Below are 20266 nucleotides of genomic sequence, written 5' to 3' on the forward strand. Positions count from 1 at the left end.
GATTCCTTGTCGTGCTCTGGATTCCAGCCGCCGCTTCGCTCACGCCTCGGGGGGCACCAGCACCAGCCGGCCCGCCACCTCGCGGTTCTCCAGCCGGAAGTGGGCCTTCGCGGCCTCGGCCAGGGGCACCGCGTCCGTCACGAACTGCCGCACGCCGCCGGTGGCCGTCAGGCGCAGGGCCTCGTCCAGCTCCGCCTGCGTGGTGGCGTAGGCCCCCAGGATCTCCAGCTCCTTGACGATGACGAGCCCCGGGTTGAGCTGCACCATCCCTGACTCCAGGTTGCCCACCACCACCACGCGGCCTCCGGGCGCCATGGACTTCAGCGTCTGGTCGAACGTGGCGCTGCCGACGATTTCGACGGCCATGTCCACACCCGCGCCCTGGGTGCGCTTGCGGACGTCCGACGCGAAGTCCAGCCCGCGCGACACGATGACCTCGTCCGCGCCCGCCTCCTTCAGCGCCTGCACCTTCGCCTCGCTGGACGTCACCGCGATGACGCGCGCGCCGTCCAGCCGCGCGAGCTGCACGGAGGACAGGCCCACGCCGCCACTGGCGCCGGTGATGAGCACCGTCTCGCCCGCGCGCACCTTGCCACGCGTGCGCACCGTGTGGACGGCCGTGCCGGTGGTGCAGCACACCGTGGCCGCCTCGTTCCAGGGCAGCGACGCGGGCACCCGGCCCAGTCCGCCGACGGGGGCCACCATGAACTGGGCGTAGCCACCGGCCAGCTCCTCGCCGAAGAAGCGGTTGTCCGTCTTGCAGAGGCTGTTGCGGCCGCTGCGGCACAGGGCACAGTCGCCACACGACATGCGCTGGAGCGTCGCGGCGCGGTCGCCCGTCTTCCAGCCCGGCGTGTCCGGGCCGACTTCAATGACTTCACCCGCGGCCTCGTGGCCAAGAATCGCGGGCACGCTGGTGCGGGGCAGGTTGCCTCGGCGGTTGATGACGTCGTGGTAGCAGACGCCACAGGCATGCACGCGCAGGAGGACCTCGCCACGCCCGGGACGGGGCATGGGCACGGTCTCCATCTTCAGGTTGCCCGCTTCACCAAAGCTGCGCAGTACGACGGCTTTCATCGGGGTGCCTCCGTGCATCTGAATTCGTGGAAGGGGAACGGCCCTGCTCAGGCGCCGACGAGCGCGTCGCGGTAGCCGTGCGGGTCGATGGCGCGAATGGCCGCCACCGTCCGGGCATCCGGCAGCGAGGTGACGGACAGCGCTTCGGAGACCTGGAAGGCGAAGCCCGTGCGCTCCGCGATGTGCTCCTCCGAGGCCCAGGGGTGTCGCGCGAGCAGCCGCGCGCCGGAAGCGCCCAGTTCGAACACGCCCAGGTCGGAGATGAGCGTCACCGGCCGGCGCGGATCTCTCGTGGTGGCGACCTGCACCTCCGGCACCAGGTTGCGGCGCGACTGGCGCGGCACCAGCAGCACCGGCCGGCGCACCCACTGCCGCAGCGTCGCGGCGCCCGCCACGCCGGGGAACTTCGTCCGCGGCTTGTCCAGGCTGCCGCTGGCCGTCATGTTGGTGCGGCCCTCGGCGTCCACCTCGGCCGCGCCGAAGAAGACGGTGTCCACCCGGCCGCGCCGCGCGTGGTCGAACAGGTCCGGAATGGTGATTTCCGCGGACCGGCCATCCAGGTAGCCCAGGTCCTCGGAGGAGGGCAGCAGCGTGGGAATCTCCGGATCCAACGAGCCCACGCAGGCCAGGTACGTCAGGTCCGGCGCGTGCGTCGCGCGCGCCACGGCGATGGCCAGGATGGCCAGCGGTGACGCCACGCCCGTGGCCACCACGCCGCCGTCATCAATCTGCCGCGCCAGCAGGGAGACCACGGTCTCCGCGGGGGTGACGTCCAGCGTCGCGCTCATGCCGCCCTCCGCGTCAGCACCGTTTCCAGGAACTCCGCTTCACGGCCCGTCTCCGCCAGCGACAGGTAGCGGGCCAGCATCCCGTCGTCGTGCGGGTAGAGCCCGGCGCAGCCGGTGGGCAGGGCGCCGCCGGGCGCCAGGACGATGCGGTCCACCTGGAAGCCGGGCAGGGTGGCGCGAGGCAGCTTCGCCACCCGTTCCTCCACCGTGGCAATCACCCGCTTCGCCGCGCCCGCCACCAGCAGGTCCGTGGTCGGGTCTTCCATGTAGAGGTTGCCGCGCTCGTCCGCGGCGCGCGCGTGGAGCAGCGCCACGTCCGGATAGAAGGCAGGCTCCACCGCCACGCGCAGGCCGGTGAAGGGGTCCTCCACCGTGGGAGGCGGCTCCGTCCGCGCCAGCCCGGACACGTCCGCGTCCGGCGCGGGGATGAAGGGCAGCCCCATGGACGCGGCGCGCAGCCGCTGGACGACGCGGTAGCCATCATGTTCGCGCCAGGCGAGGGTGCCTTGCTCCATGGCCCGCTTGAGGCAGGGCATGGGACGCACGCGGCCCTGGAGGCTCAGCGCGCCGAAGGCAATCTCCAGCCTGCCCAGACAGCCGCCCGCCACGAGGAACTCCGCGGGCAGCGGGTTGGGGAGGGAGATGAGGCCCAGGCCGCGCTTGCCCTGCGCGATGAGCTCCATCACCAGCGCCATGGGGGCGCGACCCAGCATGAAGCCGCCGGTGGCCAGCGACGCGCCATCCGGAATGGAGGCCACCGCCTCCTCCAGCGAGCACCAGCGCGCCGTCTTCATGCACCCTCCGAATCCGTGCCGGTGGCCGACACGTTCGGCACCATGCGCAACGGGGAGGGCCCTGCCTGTCCAGCGGTGTCCCCAGCGGCGGCGAAGGGCGGGAACAACATGCCCACCATGCCGTCGGCGATCTGCTCATCCGTGAGGCGCCCGTCCGGCTTGAACCACTTGTAGATCCACAGCACCATTCCCAGGAACGAGAAGGCGCCCACCGTCGGGTCCACGGGGCGGATGAGGCCCTGCTGCGAGGCCTGCGAAAAGGCCTCCTCCAGGAAGTCCACGTACTTCTTCTTCCGGGCGTCGATGAAGGCGCGCGTCTCGCCGGTGAGCGTGGCGTGCTCGTGGAGGATGATGATGACCTCCTTGCTCCACCCTCGCGTCACCAGCAGGATGTTGTGGCGCATGCACGCGCGAAGCCGCTCCACCGGATTCGCGATGTCCTGCACCCGCGAGAGGACCTGCTCCTCGAACAGGTCCATCCCGTAGTTCATGATGGCGAAGAGCAGCTGCTCCTTGTTCTGGATGTGGTGGTAGAGGCCCGCCTTCGTCATCCGGCACGCGGCGGCGATCTCCTGCATCGACGTGCCCTCGTACCCCCGGTCACAGATGAGCCGCGCCGCCGTTTCAAGGATGGCTCGGTAGCGCTCGCCCTCGTCCGGCTTCCGTCCTCCGGTGTTCGTCACGTCTGCTCCCTTCTGGAGACCTACCGACCGGTAGGTAGCAGCGCCCGACGCGGGGTGTCAATCGCCAAAGTCGGCCCCCGGGCCGGCGGGCCTCCTGATTTCCCTGCTATTTCAAGGGGTTGGGGAGGGGCTGGCGGTTAGACTCCGCGGGCCATGCGGTACGCCCTCGTCCCCATCCTGTTGCTCGGTGTCGCCCTCACGACGGTGGGGGTGGGGGTGTTCACCCTGTTGGAGCGCAACCGGGAGGCGCAGTGGCACCAGTTCGCGGTGGAGCGCCAGGCCCAGTTGGATGAGGCCACACGCGGGGTGGCGGAGACGCTGGAGGACGTGGCGGAGGACCTGCGCTTCGCCGGGGAGCTGATGTCTCAGCCCGGCACCTTGGCGGAGCACCGGCGGGAGATGCGAGCCCTGTTGGAGGCGGTGGGCCAGTACAAGGTCCTCATCGCCTACGACGCCAGCGGCAAGGAATGGCTGCGCATGTTGGACCGGCGCATGGGCAAGCAGGTGGCGCGAGCGCCCGTGCTGGCGCAGATGGCGGAGGCGGCCCGGCGGGCCCTGCTGCGGCCGCCGGGGGACGTCACGCTGTCACCTCCCATGGAGGATGGCGGCTTGGACTCGCTGCGGGTCATGGCCACGGCGCTGCCCGTGGATGAGCAAGGCCGGCCCGAGGGCGCGGTGGCGGTGCTCGTCGACACGACATCCTTCTTTACGCCGCTGCGCATCGTGACGTCGGACCCGGACGCGCGGCTGTTGCTCCTGGGCACCTATGGTCATCCGACCTCCGCCAGCGACCCCACCCTGGCGGACTGGTTCCGGCGGCTGGAGACGGAGGGCGCGTGGGTGCCGGGCTTCACGACGCTGGCGGCTCGCATGCGCGAGGGGGAGCGCGGCGCGTTGCCGCTGCGCGCGGAGGAGGCCGAGCGATTGGGCCTGGGCCGCTCGGAGGCCATCGCCGTGTTCACGCCCATCCGCGTTCGCGGTGGCAGCCATTGGGCCGCGGCCACGTTGGTGTCTACCGCGACGCTGCGATCGCATCAGCAGGCCCTCATCTGGCGGCTCCTGGCCGCGGCGCTGCTCGTGGCGCTCTTCCTGGTGACGTTCGCCGTGTACGTGGTGCTGGCGCAGCGCCGCGCGGCCGCCTTGCGAGAGAGCCGTCAGCACGCGGACCAACTGGCGCACCTGCACGACAAGACGCAGAAGATTCTCGACCACATTCCTTCTGGGGTGCTGGCGCTCACCGTGGACGGGCGCATCAGCGCGGTGAACCAGGTGCTCCGTGAGCGCATGCCTCCGGACGCCATTGGCGCGCCGTTGGAGACGGCGTTCCCCCAGGCCCCGGCACCCGTGGTGTCCCGGATTCGCGCCCTGGTGGAGGCCGCTGCGAGCGAGTCGCGCGCCCATGGCATCCTGGGTGAGACGCTGGTGCTCTTCGGCGAGGAGGGCCGTTTCAATCTCCACGCGGTGCCGCTGGAGGCGCGCCACCCGGAGGTCCAGACCTTGTTGGTGGTGGAGGACCTGAGCAACGTGCGCGCGCTGGAGACGCAGTTGCTGCGCGCGGAGAAGCTGGCCACGGTGGGGGTGCTCGCCGCCGGTATCGCGCATGAGATTGGCACGCCGCTGGGCGTGGTGCGTGGGCGCGCGGAGTACGTGCTGGGCAAGCTGGGCCGGGAACACCCGCAGGGGCCTGGCATCGCCGTCATCATCGAGCAGATCGACCGGGTGAGCCGCACGCTGCGGCAGCTCCTGGACTTCTCGCGCCTCCAGCCCACGGCGGTGCGGCCGGTGCCGCTCATCTCCCTGCTCCAGGACGTCCAGGAGTTGCTGCGCATGGAGGTGGAGCGGCGCGGGGTTCGCTTCGAGGTGACCGTTCCGGAGACGCTGCCTCCACTGGCCGCGGACCCGGACCAGCTCCAGCAGGTGCTGGTGAATCTGGCGCTCAACGCCTGCCATGCGTGTGGCGAGGGCGGGCAGGTGACGCTGTCCGCGGCGGTGCCAGAGGCGGAGCCGTGGGGGCTGGTGGCGCTCACCCTCCGCGACGACGGCTGCGGCATTCCCCGGGAGCACCTCAATCAGGTATTCGACCCCTTCTTCACCACCAAGAAGCGGGGACAGGGCACGGGACTGGGCCTGACGATGGTGGCCCACGTCGTGCGCAACCATGGTGGCCGGCTGGAGCTGGAGAGCGAGGAGGGCCGGGGCACCTGCGTCACCGTGCTCTGGCCCATCGCGAAGCCCAGCGCGGAGGAGCGGTATGTCGGTTGAAGGACGCATCCTGGTCGTCGATGACCACGTGGAGATGGGCCTCATGCTGCGAGAGCCCCTCACGGACGCGGGCTACGTCGTGGACCTGGCCACGGGCGGCGAAGAGGCCATCCGGATGGCGCGCGCACGGGCCTACGACGCGGTGCTGTGTGACTTGCGCATGGAAGGGGTGGACGGCCTGGACGTGCTGGAGGCCGTGCGGGCGCTCGACGCGGACATCCCCGTGTTGATGATGACGGCCTTCGGCGGCGTGGAGAGCGCGGTGGAGGCGATGAAGCGCGGCGCGTACCACTACTTCACCAAGCCCTTCCGCCTGGATGAGGTGCTGCTCTTCCTCGAGCGCGCCTTGAAGGAGCGCAGGCTCCAGGTGGAGAACCGGGCACTGCGGCGCGCCGCTGCCGAGCGCAGCGGGTTGGGGGCGCTGGTGGGCCGAAGCGCGGCGATGCGGAACCTCTACGAGCTCATCGACCGCGTGGCCTACGCCCAGGCGGCGGTGCTGCTGCGAGGCCCGAGCGGCACGGGCAAGGAGCTGGTGGCGCGTGCGCTGCACTTCCAGGGGCCTCGCGCCTCCGGACCCTTCGTGGCCGTCAACTGCACGGCGCTGCCACATGACTTGCTGGAGAGCGAGCTGTTCGGTCACCTCAAGGGGGCCTTCACCGGCGCTACCCACGCCCGTCGCGGCCTCTTCGTGGAGGCGGATGGGGGCACGCTGTTCCTGGACGAGATTGGCGACATGCCGCTGGAGCTTCAGGCCCGCCTGCTGCGCGTACTGGAGGACGGCGAGGTGCGCGCGGTGGGCGCCGACGGCAGCCGCACCGTGGACGTGCGCATCGTCGCCGCCACGCACCAGGACCTGGACGCCCGCGTGCGCGAGGGCCGCTTCCGCGCGGACCTGTTCTACCGGCTCAATGTCGTGACGCTGCTGTTGCCTCCGCTGGCGGAGCGGCGCGAGGACATCCCCTTGCTGGTGGAGCACTTCACGGCTCGCGCCCGCGCGCGCAACCCTCGCTCCCGCATGCAGTCCCTGTCTCCGGAGGCGGTGGCCGCGCTCGCGACCTTGCCTTGGCCGGGAAACGTGCGTGAGCTGGAGAACCTGATAGAGCGGCTGGTGGTGATGGTGGCGAGCGAAGTCGTGGGGCTGGAGGAGTTGCGCCCACACCTGCCACCCGAGGCGCCGGAGGTGCAGCCCTTGGTGATGGCGCAGCACGCGCTGTGGCCCCTGCGGCGGCTGGAGGCGGAGTACATCGCGTGGATGGTGACACGCTGCGGCGGGAACAAGACGCGCGCCGCGGAGGTGCTCGGCATCGATGTGTCCACCATCCATCGCCGCGAGCGGGAGCGCGGGTAGGGGCGCGCGAGACACCGTGGTAATCCGCCAGGGACGTCTGGCGTGATGCAACGGTTCGCCCGCACGTTGCCCGGGGCTCTCGGGGGGGGGGACAGCGGGCATGGGCATTGCTTGATGTTGCAACGTGAAGTCCTCGTCCATTGCCCGTGCCCTCCTGCTCGGAGGGGATGCGTCGCTCAGCTCGCTCCTGATGGACGTGCTGGCCGAGCTGGGCATCGCGCTGGAGTCGGGCGCGCCGGCTGGTGGATGTCCGGACCTCGTGCTCGTCCACGTCGAGCGCGGTGAGAGTCTCCAGCGTCGGCTTCAGCGCGCCCGGGAGCTTTCGCCCCAGGGGCCCATCATCGTGCTGGTGCCCTTCGCCGATGAGCGGCTGATGGGACTCGCCCTGCGGCTGGGCGCCCGCGACTGTTTCGCGCTGGGCGGGCCGCTCGGTGAGCTGCGCCGCGTGTTGCTGGCCCACGTTCCAGGTCATCCGAGTTCCGTATTCATCTCTCCCGGCGGGGCCGTGCCGCCGTCCACCGAGTCGCCCCATGATTGAGCCTCTCGCCGTGTCCGCGGTGCCCGCCACTCCCGCGTTTCCGGACCGCCCGCTCGTGGCGCCGCCCGCTCCTTCCGAAGTGCCGCTTTTTCAGGATGCCGGCCTGCGGGTGACGACCGAGCGGGTCGTCGCCCGGGGCAGGACGCTGCTGCTCGCGGACGTCCAGCGGGTGGAGACGGTGCGGCGCACGCCTCGCATGGTTCCTGTGTTGGCCACGCTGGGCCTGTGCATGAGCGTGGGGCTGCCGGCCCTGTCCGCGCTGTCCGTCTCCAGCAGCACGGCGAAGGGTGTCTATGAGGCGGCGCTGATCGCCGTCGTCATGGTCATCTTCGGCTGCATCGCGCGGCTCGTGCTCGCCGAGGAGTCCTACCGGTTGGTGCTGCATACCCGCGCCGGCTCTTGGCGCGTGCGCGCGAGCAAGGATCCGAAGTCCCTCATGCTGCTCGCCGGACTCATCCAGGACGCCGTCGCGGCACGGGGACGGCACTGAGCGAGCTGGAGCTGTGGAATGACATCACTGTCTTCCTTCGCACCCCAGATGTCCCCTTGGGGAACAACGGTCGAGCGCCAGCTTCGCGATCTGGAGGTAGGCGGCAAGAATCACTACGGCAGCACGTCTTGGGGGGCACCGAGGTGGCCGTGCTCTTCTACTCCCTCATCGAAACGGCGCGCCTGCGCGGTAAGTTCCTGGGCCACGACCTGCCCCGGGCCGCGCTCGCCGCTATCCAGGGCCCTGGCACCGGCTCGCTCCCGCATCGCCAAGACTGACAGGCACTCGCGCTGATCTCTCGGCCGCTCCAGCTCTGCGTCCACACTGGGCACGGCGAACTCTTACGATGAGCCAACTGCGCAAGCTCCTCTCGCGCCGTTGACGATTTGGTTCGGGCGGCACCTTGGCTGCGAGCGGCCACCCCTCGCGCGAAGCTTGCCTCTTGGTTTCGCACACTACCAGTGTGCGTTAGGGTAGTTGTATGCTGCTTGGAGGGACTTATGGACCCGTAGGGTGAGAGTCCCGAAGTGGCAACAGGTCGAAGTCGCATCGCTGGGGTGACGCCGAAGCCAGCCGGTGTGGCACCCGAGGATTATTGCCTCCCAGCGCGCTTCAGCCGCTCCTGCTACGCCAGATTGGCACCTGCCCGCTCTGCAACAGGGCGATCAGCCCCAGGGCTCCGCCTGAGCGCCCCTCTCGGATGTGACCAAGTCGTATTAGCATTCCCCAACTGTCGGCCTTTTGCACCAGACCCATACGCCTGCAGTCGTGTTGGCAATAACGCAGTAGGCGGGACGACTTCTTCCCTGTCGAAATAGGGGCTACATCATAGGCTCTTAGGTCGCGACAGCACCAGGTCGGGCAATCCTGACTCACCGCTGAACAGGATTTCATGATTGCAACCGTCACCAAGCGCGGGAGACGATGCCAAACCTATGCACAGGGTTCCTGTCACGTCGAGCAATATCCGCTCTATAGGGTATGACTCAGCTGTATCGGTCCTTGAGGTGGAATTCAATGATTTTAGTGTTTATGTCTATTCAGGAGTCCCGCTATCGCTTCACGCGAGTCTCATGCAGGCGAACTCGAAGGGTGCATTTCTTGCCAAATACATAAAGGGTAGGTTTGTGTACAGGAGGGTTGAGTGACATGAAGATAAAGACAATTCGAATTGAAAACTTTCGATCTTATCGCGATGAGACGATTGGTCTGAATGACTACACGTGCATAGTGGGAACAAATGGGGCCGGAAAGTCCACCATCCTAACTGCCCTAAATATATTCTTTCGCGATCAGAGTGGGGCAAGTACGAACATTACTCATCTAGATGAAGAGGATTTTCATAATAAGGACACGAATGTCCCAGTGAGAATAACTCTTACATTTAAAGACCTGTCTGAGGCGGCACAGGAGGATTTTCGAGACTACTACAGGCAGGGCGAGTTGATTATTTCCGCTGTAGCCAAGTGGGATCCTGTACTGAAGCAGGCAGAGGTTCTTCAGTTTGGGCAGCGCAGAGTGATGAAGAAGTTTAAGCAGTTTTTTGCGAAGTTCAATGGAGGCGAAAAGGTATCGGCTCTGCGGGATGTCTATGATAAATTGAGGCTGGAAATACCTCAGTTGAAGCCCGTGAAAATCAGGCAGGAAATGCATGATGAGCTCTCTAGCTATGAGATGTCGCATCCAGAGCTTTGCGAGCCGATCCCAAGCCAGGATCAATTCTACGGGGTCACAAAGGGGGCCAACCGACTACAGCGTCACGTGCACTGGCTTTATCTGCCGGCAGTGAAGGATGCAACACTGGAGCAGACTGAGTCGAAACGATCGGCGCTTAGCGCTCTGCTAGAGCGTGCATTGCAGGTCGGGGCAACATTTGACGACCCGCTGAATGAACTGAGAAGGGAGGCTGAGGGTAAGTACCGAGAACTCTTGGCCAAGAAGCAATCAGTGCTCCAAAATCTGTCGACTGCATTGGATGTCCGGATTCGGCGTTTGGTTCAGTCTGATGCCAATCTTAGGGTTGAATGGCTAAATGCTCCAGAGAGCTATGTTAGTATACAGGACCCTATTGCGCGGATAATCGCAGGGGAGAGTCGATTTTCGGGGAACATGGCCAGGTTTGGACATGGCCTTCAGCGAGCGTTCTTGATTGCGCTCCTTCAGGAGCTTGCCAGTGTTCAGGATACATCTAAAACAACGCTGATACTTGGGTGTGAGGAGCCGGAACTCTATCAGCATCCATCTCAGGCAAAGCATCTTGCCAAGGTGTTGCAGACTCTGGCGAGTTCATCATATCAGGTGATGACTTGTACTCATAGTCCTCATTTTGTCTCCGCGCGAGGGTTTGAGGACGTTAGGGTCGTTCGCAGGGATAGCTCTCAAAAGCATGCCTATGTGAGTGCTCTTACGCTTGAGCATCTACGAACATCCCTGAATGCGTATACTTCAAAGCCTGCCTCTCATAGTAATGGGACGCTTGTGAGGCTTGAGCAGATTCTTCAGCCATCGATCAGTGAGATGTTTTTCTCGGAGGTTGTTGTTTTTGTTGAGGGAATTGAGGATGTGGCGTGTATAACGACTTATCTTGAGCTTCTGGGGCTCTATGATGATTTTATTAGGCTCGGGTGCCACTTTGTTCCTTGTGGAGGAAAGAGTCGACTTGTTGAGCCCATTGTTATCGCTAAGGGCCTGAAAATTCCGACGTTTGTCGTCTTTGATTCAGATGGTCATGACCAAAGCCCGCTCCATAGATCGAGGCACGAGAAAGACAACAGGGAGCTCTTGAGGATTTGCTTGTCTCAAGGGGTGGAGCCATTTCCTCAGAGTACATTTTGGGCCGTAGATCACGTCATGTGGAGAACTGAGATTCAAGGTGAAATAGAGGGCGAAATCGGTCAGGAAGATTGGCATTCGGTCAAGGAACGTGTTCGAAAAGAGAATTCAATTAACTTGCCGAGCGTTGATAAGCACACGTTGTTCTTGGCGTATTGCCTGAGCTACGCCTGGGAGGAGGGGAAGCGTTCTCAGTCCTTGGAGCGTCTTTGTAAGGCAATCTGCGCCTTTGCGGCAAATGCGACTGGGCGAGAAGGGCCAAAGGAGCAGGCCACGCCACCTTCGCCTGTAAATGTTCTTGCATAGGTGCGAACGCCATGGCGACGGGGCGTGTTTGTGAGCCTTGGTGCCTTGTTCTCATGTTTGTCGGATCGCTAATGGGCGCATGGCGTTCAGGAGTCGTGTTGAAATCAGGGTGTCCGGTAAGAATGGTAGCCGTGCCACGGAGCTATTGAACTATGTCCGCTTCGGCATTTGAGGAAAGGCGATACGCCACTTTTGAAGCGTTTATCCGTGAGATTCGGACGTGGATTCACGGAGTCGGTGCACAATGCGCCCAGTTGTGTGGATGCACCACAAAGCATTCCTATCGCTCTCCATGGACGTCGTTCAAGCTGCAGCACTTCACTGATGACCGTTGGAATGGTCCTTACGTTGTCAATGCTGACACGAGGCGGGAAGCGCTGTTGGAGCTTCTCGACCTAGTGGATGCTGGCAAGACCGCCGAAGAGATTTTTGCGCCGGACAAGACTAGCGGAGACACGCGCACCATACGTGTGCTGGGACGAAGCACGGCTGCTGGATTTTACGCTTATCAACATAGGACAGGCGTCCCTATCGACGCCCAGACTCGGTGCTGTGGTGGTCGCTCACCTCTCCGGTAGGCGCTTGAGTCGGAAAGTCCAGTCACGAACTTTGCCGGCAATGGCGGAGTGGGTCTGAAGCTCGCGGCCGACATGTTGCTGTGTGGTGTCTTTTGTTGAGGCCAGCATTCTCCATGTTGACACCCGCCAAAGACTTGGTTGGTTGGACACTTTCTAGGGGGCGCGGAGTCGGCAATCGCTTCTCTGCTTTGATGGGGCTACTCCGGTGGTGCTAGGGATTTTAAGTGGAACTTGTGGTCCGCCCTCTCGCGCTCGGCCTCCAGCGCGTCGTGAATATGTCGGCCCCATTGCTCCGCGAGCGCCCGCCCGTTCGATGAGACGCAGCGAGACTTCTCCTCCGTGTCGTCCTCGAAGGGCAGCACGGGGTTCTTCGCGTTTCGCTCCAGGACGTCGCGCAAGCGCGGGGTGTCCTCGGCCTTCAGCTCGAGAGCGAACAGCTCCGTGAGCACCCGCAGGCCTTCCGGCTGGAGCTGCCGGTAGTCCATCAGCCGCGCCTGGGCTGTCCGCGCGCGATAGCCTTGGAGGCCCGCGTCGCAAATGGCCGCGAGGACGCGCGCACCGTACTCGTCCAGGGGCATGCCTTCGAGTTGCCCGGGCTCCAGGCCCAGGTGCGCGGGGTTCAGCAGTCCCGGAAGCATGTGCGCGCCCCGGTGATTTTGATGCGACGCCATGACCTCGACCGGGTCCCGGTAGAGGAACATCCACGGCACGCCAGGGAAGGCGCGCTGGAGCAGCGGGAGCTCCAGGGTGTGCCACGCGTCCAGCTTGAGGAACACCGCGTGCTCCTCCGGATGTCGCTGTTGTCCGAGGGCTCCCACCACCGCGCGCAGCCATTCGATGCGCTGCGTGTCCGTGACGCCTGGCAAGTGCTGGTGCGCGCGCAGCACCGTGTCCACGGGGCCGGCTTCGGACAGCACGACGTGGCGCGGCAGCGCGGCCAGCAACTGCGCCACCAGCGTGGAACCGCAGCGGGACATGTGGAAGACGAGCCCGCGCACCGGGAGGCCGGGCTTCTCAGCCTGTCGTGCCACCAGTGCGTCCATGGACGTCTGATGCCGGAAGAGCAGGGCGAATGGGTGGCGGAGCCTCCGCTCCAGCGTCTCGTCGAAGAATGGGTCCGTGAATCGCTGGCCTCCCATGTGGCACCAGTCCACCCGCGGTTGTCCGCCGTCCACGTGGATGCGCGCGGGCATCCAGCCCTCGAGGTCCGGTGTCATATCCATCGCTCCCGCCAGACCCGGCGAGCGGCGCGCAGGGCTTCGTGGATGTCCTCGGCGGTGAAGTGACAGTCGTGCGCGGCGCCCAGCTCGATGGCGCGTGCCACGAAGGCCGCGGTGTCCGGAGTCTCCCGTAGAGCAGCCTGGAGCGTGACGTCCTCCAGTACGCGGAGACGGAATCGTTCGAAGGCCTCAGCGCTCATTCACGGCCCGCGTGAAGACGTCTCGCAGCCAGTCATTCACATCGCAGTCCAGCACCAGATGGACGCGGTCGGTGTCGCTGGGGTTGTCCACCCGGTGGGGACGGTTGAAGTCCAGGTACCAGCACTCACCGGGCTGGAGGACGACTCGCTCGCCGCCGAGGAAGAAGGCCACGTCGGGGTGCGTGGTGATGGGAACGTGGAGCCGCACCTCGCCGTCCTCGTAACCCAGGTTGTAATCGGTGTGCTCGCGGATGCGCGCGCCCGCCGCGAGCTTCAGCAGACGCGCGGCGCCGATGGGACACTGGAACGTGGCGAGCACGGCGCGGAACGCGGGGCAGCGCGCCAGCAGGGGCGTGTCGGCGTAGCGCTCGCGCCCTGTCGGGTCCGGATAGATGCGGCCTTCCATGCCGCCAATGGAGCGCAGGGGCACACCGCTCCACTCTCCTTCGTATTCGCGCTTGTTGAAGTGGGGAACCCACGCCTCGGCGGGCAATGCCGCGAGCTCCTGCTGGAGCGGCGCGGCGTCGAAGTGGAAGGGCAGGCGGAGGCGGTCAGGCACGGGCGTCGACATGCGGTGCTCCTCGTCGCGGTGAAGGGTTCCAACGTGGCTCATGCCAGCCGCCGCGGCCGGTGCTCCGTCTTGGCCCGGATGAGCGCTGCCTGGGCTCGGGCCAGCGTCCCCTGAGGGTCTTCCTCACCCTCGACGGTGACGGTGGCGGACACCACATCGGGTGCGCCAGGGGTGTCGCGCAGCTTCTGCCGCAACGCTTCGGCCCGCGCCGCGTCCACGCCAGGAAGGGCCAGGAGGAACGTCCCACCATCCCATCGCACCGCGAAGCCTCCAGGGACTCCCAGGGCTTCGATGATGCGGGCTCCGTCTCGCAGCGTGGCGTCCCCCGCGTCGAAACCTCGAGTCGCGTTGATGCGCCCCAGCCCCACCAGGTCCGCGAGCAGCACGCTGAAGGGCATGCCATCCCTGCGGCAGCGGCCAATCTCGCGCAGCACCCGTTCCTCGCCCACGCGTCGCGACACCAGTCCCGTCAGCGCGTCCACCCGGTGTTGCCGCTCCCGCTCCTCACGGGCTGGCCGGATATGTCCGATGTCGGCGAGCGTCAGCATCTGCGCCATGCCGCCAGGGATGGGGAAGGGCCGCGCCACCCAGCGCAGCCGGTGCGGCTGGGGCCGCTCCAGGACCAGCGTCAGGCGGAGGCCTCGGGACGATTCGGAGGCCAGGTCGAGCTGCCGCAGCGTGCTCGCCGGGTCCGCGGTGAGTCCCGCGACGTGCTGGCAGAAGGCATCGAACGTCATGGCCGGGAAGGGCGCCGGCGGCAGGCCCAGCAGGTCCGTCATCGCGGTGTTGCACGCGTGGGGTTTGCGTCCAGGCGCCACGACCAGGGCCGCTACATCCAGGGCCTGCACCGCATCACGCAGGACTCCCAGGGCCGACGCTTCGGTGAGCGCGGGCTCTGCCTGGGCCTTTCCGGTGGCCGGTTTCATCCGGGCCCGTTGTTCCAGGTCCTCCGCGACACGGTTCGCGAGCTCCCGCAGCGCGGCCAGGTCCTCGGCTCCCAGGACGAGCGGGCGCGTGTCGATGACGCACAGCGAGCCCAGGACTTCGCCCGTGGACGTCAGCAGCGGTGCGCCCGCGTAGCTGCCCACGATGCCGTCGCGCACCAGCGGGTTGTCACGGAAGTAGGGATGGCGCCGGGCGTCCGGTACGACGAGCGGCTCGCGCCCCTGCACCACGTGGTGACAGAACGCCCAGTCACGAGGCGTGCCCCGGTCCTTCGCGAGGGTGGGGGGCAGGCCGACGTGGGCCTTGAACCACTGGCGCTCGCCCAGCACCAGCGTCAGCAGCGCCACGGGAACACCGAAGGCCTGGGCGACCTCCTTCACGAGCTGCTGGAGCTCCGCCTCGGGCGGTCCGTTGTCGACCAGGTGCATGGCCGCGATGCTCGCCAGCCGTTGCCGCTCCTGCTCCGCGGCCCCCTCCGCCGAAGGCGGCTGTGGCGCGAGCTGTCCTGCGAGTACGCGACGCAGCGTGTCCCGCATCACCTCCGAGGAGGCCCGACGACTGAGCAACGCATGGATGCCCAGCGCCTCCTTGAGCTGCCATGCGCGGACGCGCAGCTCGTCGAAGGCAGTGACCACCACGACCGCCGTTGCGGCGGAGTCCTCCTGTTCCCGAAGCCACGTCAGCAACGCGAAGCCGTCCAGCCGGGGCAGCGCCAGGTCCGTGATGAGCAGCAGGGGCGCACCGCGCTGGCGCACGACATCTTGGGCCTCCGCTCCATCCTTGGCGACGACGCCTTCCAGGCCTTCCTCCGTCATCAGGGACAAGAGGCCAGCGGCTCGCTGTGGGTCGGGCTCGGCGATGAGGGCGTAGCGGCGCATGCAGGAGCGAGGATGCTGCCACGGCTGCTGCCTGGCTCAAGGCTTCGTGTGGCGCGGGTTCGCCCGGAGCGTTTGTTTGGCTAGTCGCTAGTCCTGGTGCATTGCGTCGGCGCGGGCGCGCTGGGCGTCTCGCTGCGGCGCCGCTGGCTCCACGGATGCCTGGGGGTAGCGGATGAAGAGCCGGCGGAGGGCGCCGCGCTGCCGGCCCATCTCCTGCGCGCGCGACGCCGCGTCCACCACCAGCATCAGCATGAGGCCCACCCACGCGGGGACCAGGGGAATGACCCAGCCCGGGTCCGACGCCAGCCACGCCACCAGCGCCGTGTGCAGGACGGCCAGCGTCCCCGCCCATCGGAGGACCGCGCCGGACGTGCGCGCGCGCCGGCAAAGCCAGACGAAGGCCGCGAGCACCGCCGCGGTCTCCAGAATGCCCAGCAGCGCCACCAGTCCCGACGAGCGCATCAGCCGGCCCGACCGCAGGTTGTCCAGGGCGAAGGCGTGAATCTCCACGCCGGGCACCGCCACCTGGCCGGGCAGGGTGCTCTGGCCATGCAGCCCCGTGGCGGTGACACCCACGAACACTGTCTTGCCTCGCAGCGCCAGGTCCAATCCCACCGAGCGCGGGTCCGCGTGGAGCAGGTCCGCCAAGCTCACCCGGGGCAGCCAGTTGGGCGCGGGCAGCCGCATCAATGGCGCGCCGTGGTCCCATGTCGCCAGCTCACGCAGAGGCTCCGCCCGTTCGGGCGTCAGGTGCAGCGCGGTGGCCAGTGCCAGCGAAGGCCAGGCCTGTCCGCTCACGCCCACGGCGTAGGGATATCGACGGATGACGCCGTCACCGTCCACCAGCATGTTGAGGGTTCCACTGCCCCGAGCCGCCATGCGCAGGGGCGCGATGCTTCCCGCCACCTCCAGGGCCTGAAGCCGCAGCGCGTGGGCGGGCAGGGCCAGCGGCGTGCCCAGGGCGCCATCCTGGAGGGGCGCCATCACCGGGACATCGCCCGTGAGCGCAGCGGCTCCCAGGACGACACCGTTCCCTTCCGAAATCGCTTCGGCCAGCCGGGCATCGCCGTCGCGCGCGAGGAGCCGTGCCTCCAGGTCCGCCGCCAAGGCTTCACCCGCGGGCTGCTCCGTCAGTCCGGAGCGGCCGAGCGCCTCCAGGATGTCCTCACCCAGTTCCAGCGCATCACGCGGCCCGGGCTGGTCGAAGACGACGTCCACCGCCACTGCGGAGGGGCGCTGGGCGGCGAGCGCATGGAAGGCGCGGGCCCACGTGGTACGTGACAGCGGCCAACGCTCGCTCAGCGTCGCGAGGGCGCGATCATCCACTTCCACCAGCACCAGGTCCGCGCTCGGCGGCACAGCGGGCAGCAGCCGGCTCACGGCCTGGTCATAGAGCGGGCGCTCCAGAAAGCCCGGTGCGCCACCAGTGGCCGCCGTCACCCCCGCCAGCGCGATGCCCACGCACGCACCCAACACCCGCAGTACTGCGGGCGAGGGCAGACGGAGGCCGTCGCGGCGGTGGGGCTCGGCGGGACTGGAGTCCATGGGCGGGGGCCTGCTGGCGGGCAGGGCCTGACCATCATGCGTGCGCGGATGGGTGCACGCAACGCAACCGTCTCAGGGCTGGACGTCGAAGGCGTAGATCTTCGAGGGGACGCCCACGAAGCCGTCTCCGTCCACGGCCATCACCCGCCAGAACCACTTGCCCTGGCGGTGCCCTGGAATCGCCAGCTCCGGGCTGGTGCTGTCATACGTCTGGACGCTCGCGGCGAAGTCCGCCGTGCGAGCCACCTCCACGCGGTATGTCGCGGCGCCCTCCAGCGTCCGCCAGGACGCCTTCGGGGCCGTGGCGAACGCGCCTCCTCGAGGGCCCACCAGCGTGGGCGCGGGCAGCAGCGGGCGAGGCGGCTCCGGTGGTGAGCCCGGCTTCGCGCGCGAGCCATGGCCGCCCGACACCTCGACCTCGGCCTGCTCCGCGCTGAGCGCCACCTTGCCTTCCAGTGTTTCCAGCCGGCTGGTGCCGTCGTCCTGGGCCGACACGCGGAACCGGGTGCCCCGCACACCGGCCACCGCGCCGCGCGTGCGGACCTCGAAGATGGAGCCCGCGCCACCCGGCGCCGCGTCCGTCTCCACGGTGCCTCGCAGCAAGTCCAACTGCACCTTGCGCTGGAGGTTCGCCATCAGCTCGATGGCGCCCACCTTGATGAGACTGTTCTCCACCACGCGCACCATGCTGCCGTCCGCCAGGGCCAGCTCCGCCCGGGCGTCCGCGCCGGTGCGCAGCAGCTCGCCTGGGTAGAGCGAGTCACCCACCGTCCGAGCGAGGAGCTCGGCTTCCGTCGCGCCGGCCTCCACCGCGCCGCTGGCCGCCCGTAGCCGGGCCACCGCGGGCTGGGCGGGCCGCTCCACGTAGGCGAACTGGAGCTGTGCGGGCTCGCCCTCCACGGACGGCGGTGCCATGGCGGACACGCGCGTGCGGGGCACGCCCGCCGCCACCAGCACATCCGCGGCCCGTTTCGCAGCGGCGAGGCCCCGTCCGTCCAGCCGGTCCGCGTCCGGAAGCTTCGCCGCCACCGTCACGGAACGGATGGCGGGGCGCGCCAGGAGCGCCTGGGCCACGTGCGTCAGGCACGCGTCCGTCTCCGCGCCCTGAGGCGCCAGCGGCCGGCCGAACACGATCCGGCCGCTGTCGAAGCGCAGCCCGCCGCACGGCGCCTGCGTCTGCGCAGCGAGCGCGGGTGGACCCGCCAGCATCACCGCCATCATCCAAGGGGCTGTCCGCATCACCGCGTGCCTCCTCCCGTCGAAGGCTCGGCGACCTTCATGATGTTGAACTCGACGCGCCGGTTGTTATCGCGCCCCTTGGCCGTCTCGTTGGTGTCGACCGGCTTCGCCTCACCATAGCCCACCGCGTCCAACCGCTGCGCCGCGATGCCTTCCTTCACCAGGAAGGCCACCACGTTCCTCGCCCGCCGCTGGGACAGGTCCAGGTTCTTCGTGTCGTTGCCCTGGTCATCCGTGTGGCCTTCCACACGGACCATCAGGATTCGCGGCTTCGCCTTGAGCGTGGCGGCCACCTGCCGCAGCAGGCCGTGGGACCTGGCCAGAATCACGTCCTGGCCGGTGCCGAAGTACACCTTGTCCAGGATGACGATGCGTGCGCCCTCCACGCGCACCTGCGCCTTGCCCTGGTCCGGGCAGCCGTCGTCATCCTTCACGCCGTTGATGGTCTCCGCCTCCAGCGGACACTGGTCCACGGCGTCCGGGATGCCATCCTGGTCGTTGTCGGGGTCGGGGCAACCGTCCTCGTCCTCGAAGCCGTCCAGGTCCTCCGGCTCGGTCGGGCACAGGTCCTCCGCGTCGACGACGCCATCCTTGTCGGTATCCATCGGCGCGGGCGGCAGCGCCAGGGGCGCCGGGGCCGGTGTGGGCTGGCCCGCCTCGGCGGGCGGCTGGTGGGCGTTCGGGTCATCCGGGCAGCCGTCCTCGTCCTGGAAGTCGTTGAAGCTCTCCGGCTCGGTGGGGCACACGTCCGTGACGTCGGGGATGCCGTCACCGTCATCGTCCGGGTCCAGGCAGTTGTCGTCGTCCTGGAATCCGTCGAAGTCCTCGGGCCCCAGGTCGCAGACCGCCGCGGCGAAGGCGGGGCCGCCCTTGGATTCGAACGGCGTCCAGGCCACACCCGCGAGCACGCGGAAGGACGGGGTGCCATAGCCCCGCGACAGGCCAGGGCCCGCGCCGACATGCGCGGCCAACCCCGGAGTGAAGCGGTACTTCAGCGCGGCCAGGATTTCCATGGGCCGCTCCTCGGCGCTCGTCTCCTTCAGGCCCAGCGCGCCCGCCAGGGTGGCCTGCGCCGTGAGGGCCTGCGTGAGGGGCACCTCGGCGCCCACCGCGTAGGCGAACTCGTTGCCCACGCGGAGGTTGCGCAGCTGCTCCTCGCGGCGGACGTTGAAGCCCACGTTGGCCAGCAGGCGGACGGCGGTGGTGGCCCACTCTGCCACGAAGCGCGGCTGGAACGTCACCGTGTCCGAGCCCAGGAACTTCGAGCCGCCGCCCGTGGGCAACGTCAGGGGCGCCGTCACCGCCAGATGGATGCCGCTGTCGGTGGAGAGCAGGCGGACCTTCGGCACCAGCCGCAGGTCACCCACGCCCGTGGTCCCCACGCCGTTCGACAGGTCCGGCGCCACCGCGGCGGCGGGTTCCGACGTCGTGTGGGAGATGGGCAGCGCGACGCCAAGCTCCACCCGGTCGAACAGGGAGATGGCGCCCATCAGGTCCAGCGTGAGCTGGCTGTCCACGATGCGGTAGAGGAACCGGTCCGCTCGCGGGTCCACGAGGTTGAGCGGATCATTCGCGTAGTTGAGCGACGCGCCCAGGTTCCAGGAAAGGTGCGGCGCGATGCGCGCGCCATGCATCCCGAGTACATCATAGGCACCCGGGGCCGGCTTGTACTGCTGCACGTCGATGGCCTGCGACGCCGCGGGTTGGGCGCTGGCGGTGGCCGAAGCCACCAGCAACAACGGGGCGGCGAGCCGTGTCACGCGGCGAAGGAAGCTGCGCGGTGAGGACCGCGTGAAGTGAGGAAAGAGCATGGAGGGTCGAGGCTGGGACGGGCCCCGCCGAGGAGCCGCGAAGGTTGTCACCGGCGGATGACTGACTCAAGAAACGATGAGCCGTCGGTGTCTCAGTTGCTCAGGGCCGTCCCGGCGACATGCAACTCGATGACGCGTCGTCGCGCGGAGCCTGGGGGTTC

18 protein-coding genes are annotated in these 20266 nt (G+C 67.6%); 7 read left to right on the forward strand and 11 right to left on the reverse strand.

Annotated features, from left to right (window positions below; all coding sequences use genetic code 11):
* Window positions 1-39: 39 nt before the first annotated feature.
* Genes FMP39_RS11010 through FMP39_RS11025 form a run of 4 tightly spaced genes read right to left on the reverse strand, consistent with a single transcriptional unit; the run spans window position 40 to window position 3342 of the window.
* Window positions 40-1077: an alcohol dehydrogenase catalytic domain-containing protein gene (locus tag FMP39_RS11010; RefSeq protein WP_141589869.1), complete on the reverse strand. Its 1038-nt coding sequence runs from the start codon at window positions 1075-1077 to the stop codon at window positions 40-42.
* A gap of 47 nt (window positions 1078-1124) precedes the next feature.
* Entirely contained in the window at window positions 1125-1865 is a 741-nt protein-coding gene (locus FMP39_RS11015; RefSeq protein WP_141589870.1) for a CoA-transferase subunit beta, read from the reverse strand.
* Window positions 1862-2659 carry a CoA transferase subunit A gene (locus tag FMP39_RS11020; RefSeq protein ID WP_141589871.1) on the reverse strand — a complete coding sequence of 266 codons (798 nt, stop codon included), beginning with the start codon at window positions 2657-2659 and terminating at the stop codon, window positions 1862-1864. The genes FMP39_RS11015 and FMP39_RS11020 overlap by 4 nt, the downstream gene beginning before the upstream one ends.
* On the reverse strand, window positions 2656-3342 hold the full coding sequence (locus tag FMP39_RS11025; RefSeq protein WP_141589872.1) for a TetR/AcrR family transcriptional regulator: 687 nt from the start codon (window positions 3340-3342) through the stop codon (window positions 2656-2658). Before FMP39_RS11025 ends, FMP39_RS11020 begins: the two co-directional genes overlap by 4 nt.
* A 153-nt stretch (window positions 3343-3495) precedes the next feature.
* Here FMP39_RS11025 and FMP39_RS11030 point away from each other — a divergent pair, with 153 nt between their 5' ends.
* The 7 genes from FMP39_RS11030 to FMP39_RS11055 all read left to right on the forward strand — a co-directional run bounded on the left by FMP39_RS11030 (window position 3496) and on the right by FMP39_RS11055 (window position 11118).
* Window positions 3496-5604, forward strand: coding sequence for a nitrogen regulation protein NR(II) (locus FMP39_RS11030; RefSeq protein ID WP_141589873.1), 2109 nt, complete (start codon window positions 3496-3498; stop codon window positions 5602-5604).
* Window positions 5594-6952: a sigma-54 dependent transcriptional regulator gene (locus FMP39_RS11035; protein WP_141589874.1), complete on the forward strand. Its 1359-nt coding sequence runs from the start codon at window positions 5594-5596 to the stop codon at window positions 6950-6952. The genes FMP39_RS11030 and FMP39_RS11035 overlap by 11 nt, the downstream gene beginning before the upstream one ends.
* A gap of 124 nt (window positions 6953-7076) precedes the next feature.
* Entirely contained in the window at window positions 7077-7490 is a 414-nt protein-coding gene (locus FMP39_RS11040; RefSeq protein WP_141589875.1) for a DNA-binding response regulator, read from the forward strand.
* The gene (locus tag FMP39_RS11045; RefSeq protein ID WP_141589876.1) at window positions 7483-7980 is read left to right on the forward strand and encodes a DUF6232 family protein; all 498 of its coding nucleotides are present in this window, start codon (window positions 7483-7485) and stop codon (window positions 7978-7980) included. The genes FMP39_RS11040 and FMP39_RS11045 overlap by 8 nt, the downstream gene beginning before the upstream one ends.
* A gap of 128 nt (window positions 7981-8108) precedes the next feature.
* Window positions 8109-8258 (forward strand): hypothetical protein, encoded by a 150-nt coding sequence (locus tag FMP39_RS37395; RefSeq protein ID WP_194858350.1) that lies wholly within the window; start codon window positions 8109-8111, stop codon window positions 8256-8258.
* A 657-nt stretch (window positions 8259-8915) separates the two neighbouring features.
* Window positions 8916-9128: a KTSC domain-containing protein gene (locus tag FMP39_RS38670; RefSeq protein ID WP_141589877.1), complete on the forward strand. Its 213-nt coding sequence runs from the start codon at window positions 8916-8918 to the stop codon at window positions 9126-9128.
* Between the two features lies 1 nt (window position 9129).
* A complete protein-coding gene (locus FMP39_RS11055) occupies window positions 9130-11118 on the forward strand; it encodes an ATP-dependent endonuclease (RefSeq protein ID WP_141589878.1) in 1989 nt (662 codons plus the stop codon).
* A gap of 775 nt (window positions 11119-11893) precedes the next feature.
* Here the strand turns inward: FMP39_RS11055 and FMP39_RS11060 are convergent.
* The 7 genes from FMP39_RS11060 to FMP39_RS11090 all read right to left on the reverse strand — a co-directional run bounded on the left by FMP39_RS11060 (window position 11894) and on the right by FMP39_RS11090 (window position 20105).
* Window positions 11894-12913 (reverse strand): sulfotransferase family protein, encoded by a 1020-nt coding sequence (locus tag FMP39_RS11060; protein WP_141589879.1) that lies wholly within the window; start codon window positions 12911-12913, stop codon window positions 11894-11896.
* On the reverse strand, window positions 12910-13116 hold the full coding sequence (locus FMP39_RS11065; protein ID WP_141589880.1) for a Nif11 family protein: 207 nt from the start codon (window positions 13114-13116) through the stop codon (window positions 12910-12912). The genes FMP39_RS11060 and FMP39_RS11065 overlap by 4 nt, the downstream gene beginning before the upstream one ends.
* Entirely contained in the window at window positions 13106-13687 is a 582-nt protein-coding gene (locus FMP39_RS11070) for an aspartyl/asparaginyl beta-hydroxylase domain-containing protein (protein WP_141589881.1), read from the reverse strand. The genes FMP39_RS11065 and FMP39_RS11070 overlap by 11 nt, the downstream gene beginning before the upstream one ends.
* 38 nt (window positions 13688-13725) lie before the next feature.
* On the reverse strand, window positions 13726-15510 hold the full coding sequence (locus FMP39_RS11075; RefSeq protein ID WP_141589882.1) for a GAF domain-containing protein: 1785 nt from the start codon (window positions 15508-15510) through the stop codon (window positions 13726-13728).
* Window positions 15511-15597: 87 nt separating this feature from the next.
* Window positions 15598-17055 carry a CHASE2 domain-containing protein gene (locus FMP39_RS11080; RefSeq protein WP_141589883.1) on the reverse strand — a complete coding sequence of 486 codons (1458 nt, stop codon included), beginning with the start codon at window positions 17053-17055 and terminating at the stop codon, window positions 15598-15600.
* 72 nt (window positions 17056-17127) lie between these two features.
* Window positions 17128-18294: a FecR domain-containing protein gene (locus FMP39_RS11085; protein ID WP_228557874.1), complete on the reverse strand. Its 1167-nt coding sequence runs from the start codon at window positions 18292-18294 to the stop codon at window positions 17128-17130.
* A complete protein-coding gene (locus tag FMP39_RS11090) occupies window positions 18294-20105 on the reverse strand; it encodes an OmpA family protein (protein ID WP_228557875.1) in 1812 nt (603 codons plus the stop codon). The genes FMP39_RS11085 and FMP39_RS11090 overlap by 1 nt, the downstream gene beginning before the upstream one ends.
* Between the last annotated feature and the right edge of the window lie 161 nt (window positions 20106-20266).

Source organism: Myxococcus sp. AB056, from assembly GCF_006547365.1.
In the GTDB taxonomy this organism is placed as follows: Bacteria; Myxococcota; Myxococcia; order Myxococcales; family Myxococcaceae; genus Myxococcus; species Myxococcus virescens.

What these genes read in the sequence shown, in the direction of transcription:
- FMP39_RS11065 (WP_141589880.1), bottom strand. Translation starts at nt 13,116, where the DNA reads ATGAGCGCTGAGGCCTTCGAACGATTCCGTCTCCGCGTACTGGAGGAC.
- FMP39_RS11055 (WP_141589878.1), top strand. Translation starts at nt 9,130, where the DNA reads ATGAAGATAAAGACAATTCGAATTGAAAACTTTCGATCTTATCGCGAT.
- FMP39_RS11085 (WP_228557874.1), bottom strand. Translation starts at nt 18,294, where the DNA reads ATGCGGACAGCCCCTTGGATGATGGCGGTGATGCTGGCGGGTCCACCC.
- FMP39_RS11080 (WP_141589883.1), bottom strand. Translation starts at nt 17,055, where the DNA reads ATGGACTCCAGTCCCGCCGAGCCCCACCGCCGCGACGGCCTCCGTCTG.
- FMP39_RS11060 (WP_141589879.1), bottom strand. Translation starts at nt 12,913, where the DNA reads ATGACACCGGACCTCGAGGGCTGGATGCCCGCGCGCATCCACGTGGAC.
- FMP39_RS11075 (WP_141589882.1), bottom strand. Translation starts at nt 15,510, where the DNA reads ATGCGCCGCTACGCCCTCATCGCCGAGCCCGACCCACAGCGAGCCGCT.
- FMP39_RS11045 (WP_141589876.1), top strand. Translation starts at nt 7,483, where the DNA reads ATGATTGAGCCTCTCGCCGTGTCCGCGGTGCCCGCCACTCCCGCGTTT.
- FMP39_RS11035 (WP_141589874.1), top strand. Translation starts at nt 5,594, where the DNA reads ATGTCGGTTGAAGGACGCATCCTGGTCGTCGATGACCACGTGGAGATG.
- FMP39_RS11070 (WP_141589881.1), bottom strand. Translation starts at nt 13,687, where the DNA reads ATGTCGACGCCCGTGCCTGACCGCCTCCGCCTGCCCTTCCACTTCGAC.
- FMP39_RS11090 (WP_228557875.1), bottom strand. Translation starts at nt 20,105, where the DNA reads ATGCTCTTTCCTCACTTCACGCGGTCCTCACCGCGCAGCTTCCTTCGC.
- FMP39_RS11010 (WP_141589869.1), bottom strand. Translation starts at nt 1,077, where the DNA reads ATGAAAGCCGTCGTACTGCGCAGCTTTGGTGAAGCGGGCAACCTGAAG.
- FMP39_RS11015 (WP_141589870.1), bottom strand. Translation starts at nt 1,865, where the DNA reads ATGAGCGCGACGCTGGACGTCACCCCCGCGGAGACCGTGGTCTCCCTG.
- FMP39_RS11020 (WP_141589871.1), bottom strand. Translation starts at nt 2,659, where the DNA reads ATGAAGACGGCGCGCTGGTGCTCGCTGGAGGAGGCGGTGGCCTCCATT.
- FMP39_RS11030 (WP_141589873.1), top strand. Translation starts at nt 3,496, where the DNA reads ATGCGGTACGCCCTCGTCCCCATCCTGTTGCTCGGTGTCGCCCTCACG.
- FMP39_RS38670 (WP_141589877.1), top strand. Translation starts at nt 8,916, where the DNA reads ATGCACAGGGTTCCTGTCACGTCGAGCAATATCCGCTCTATAGGGTAT.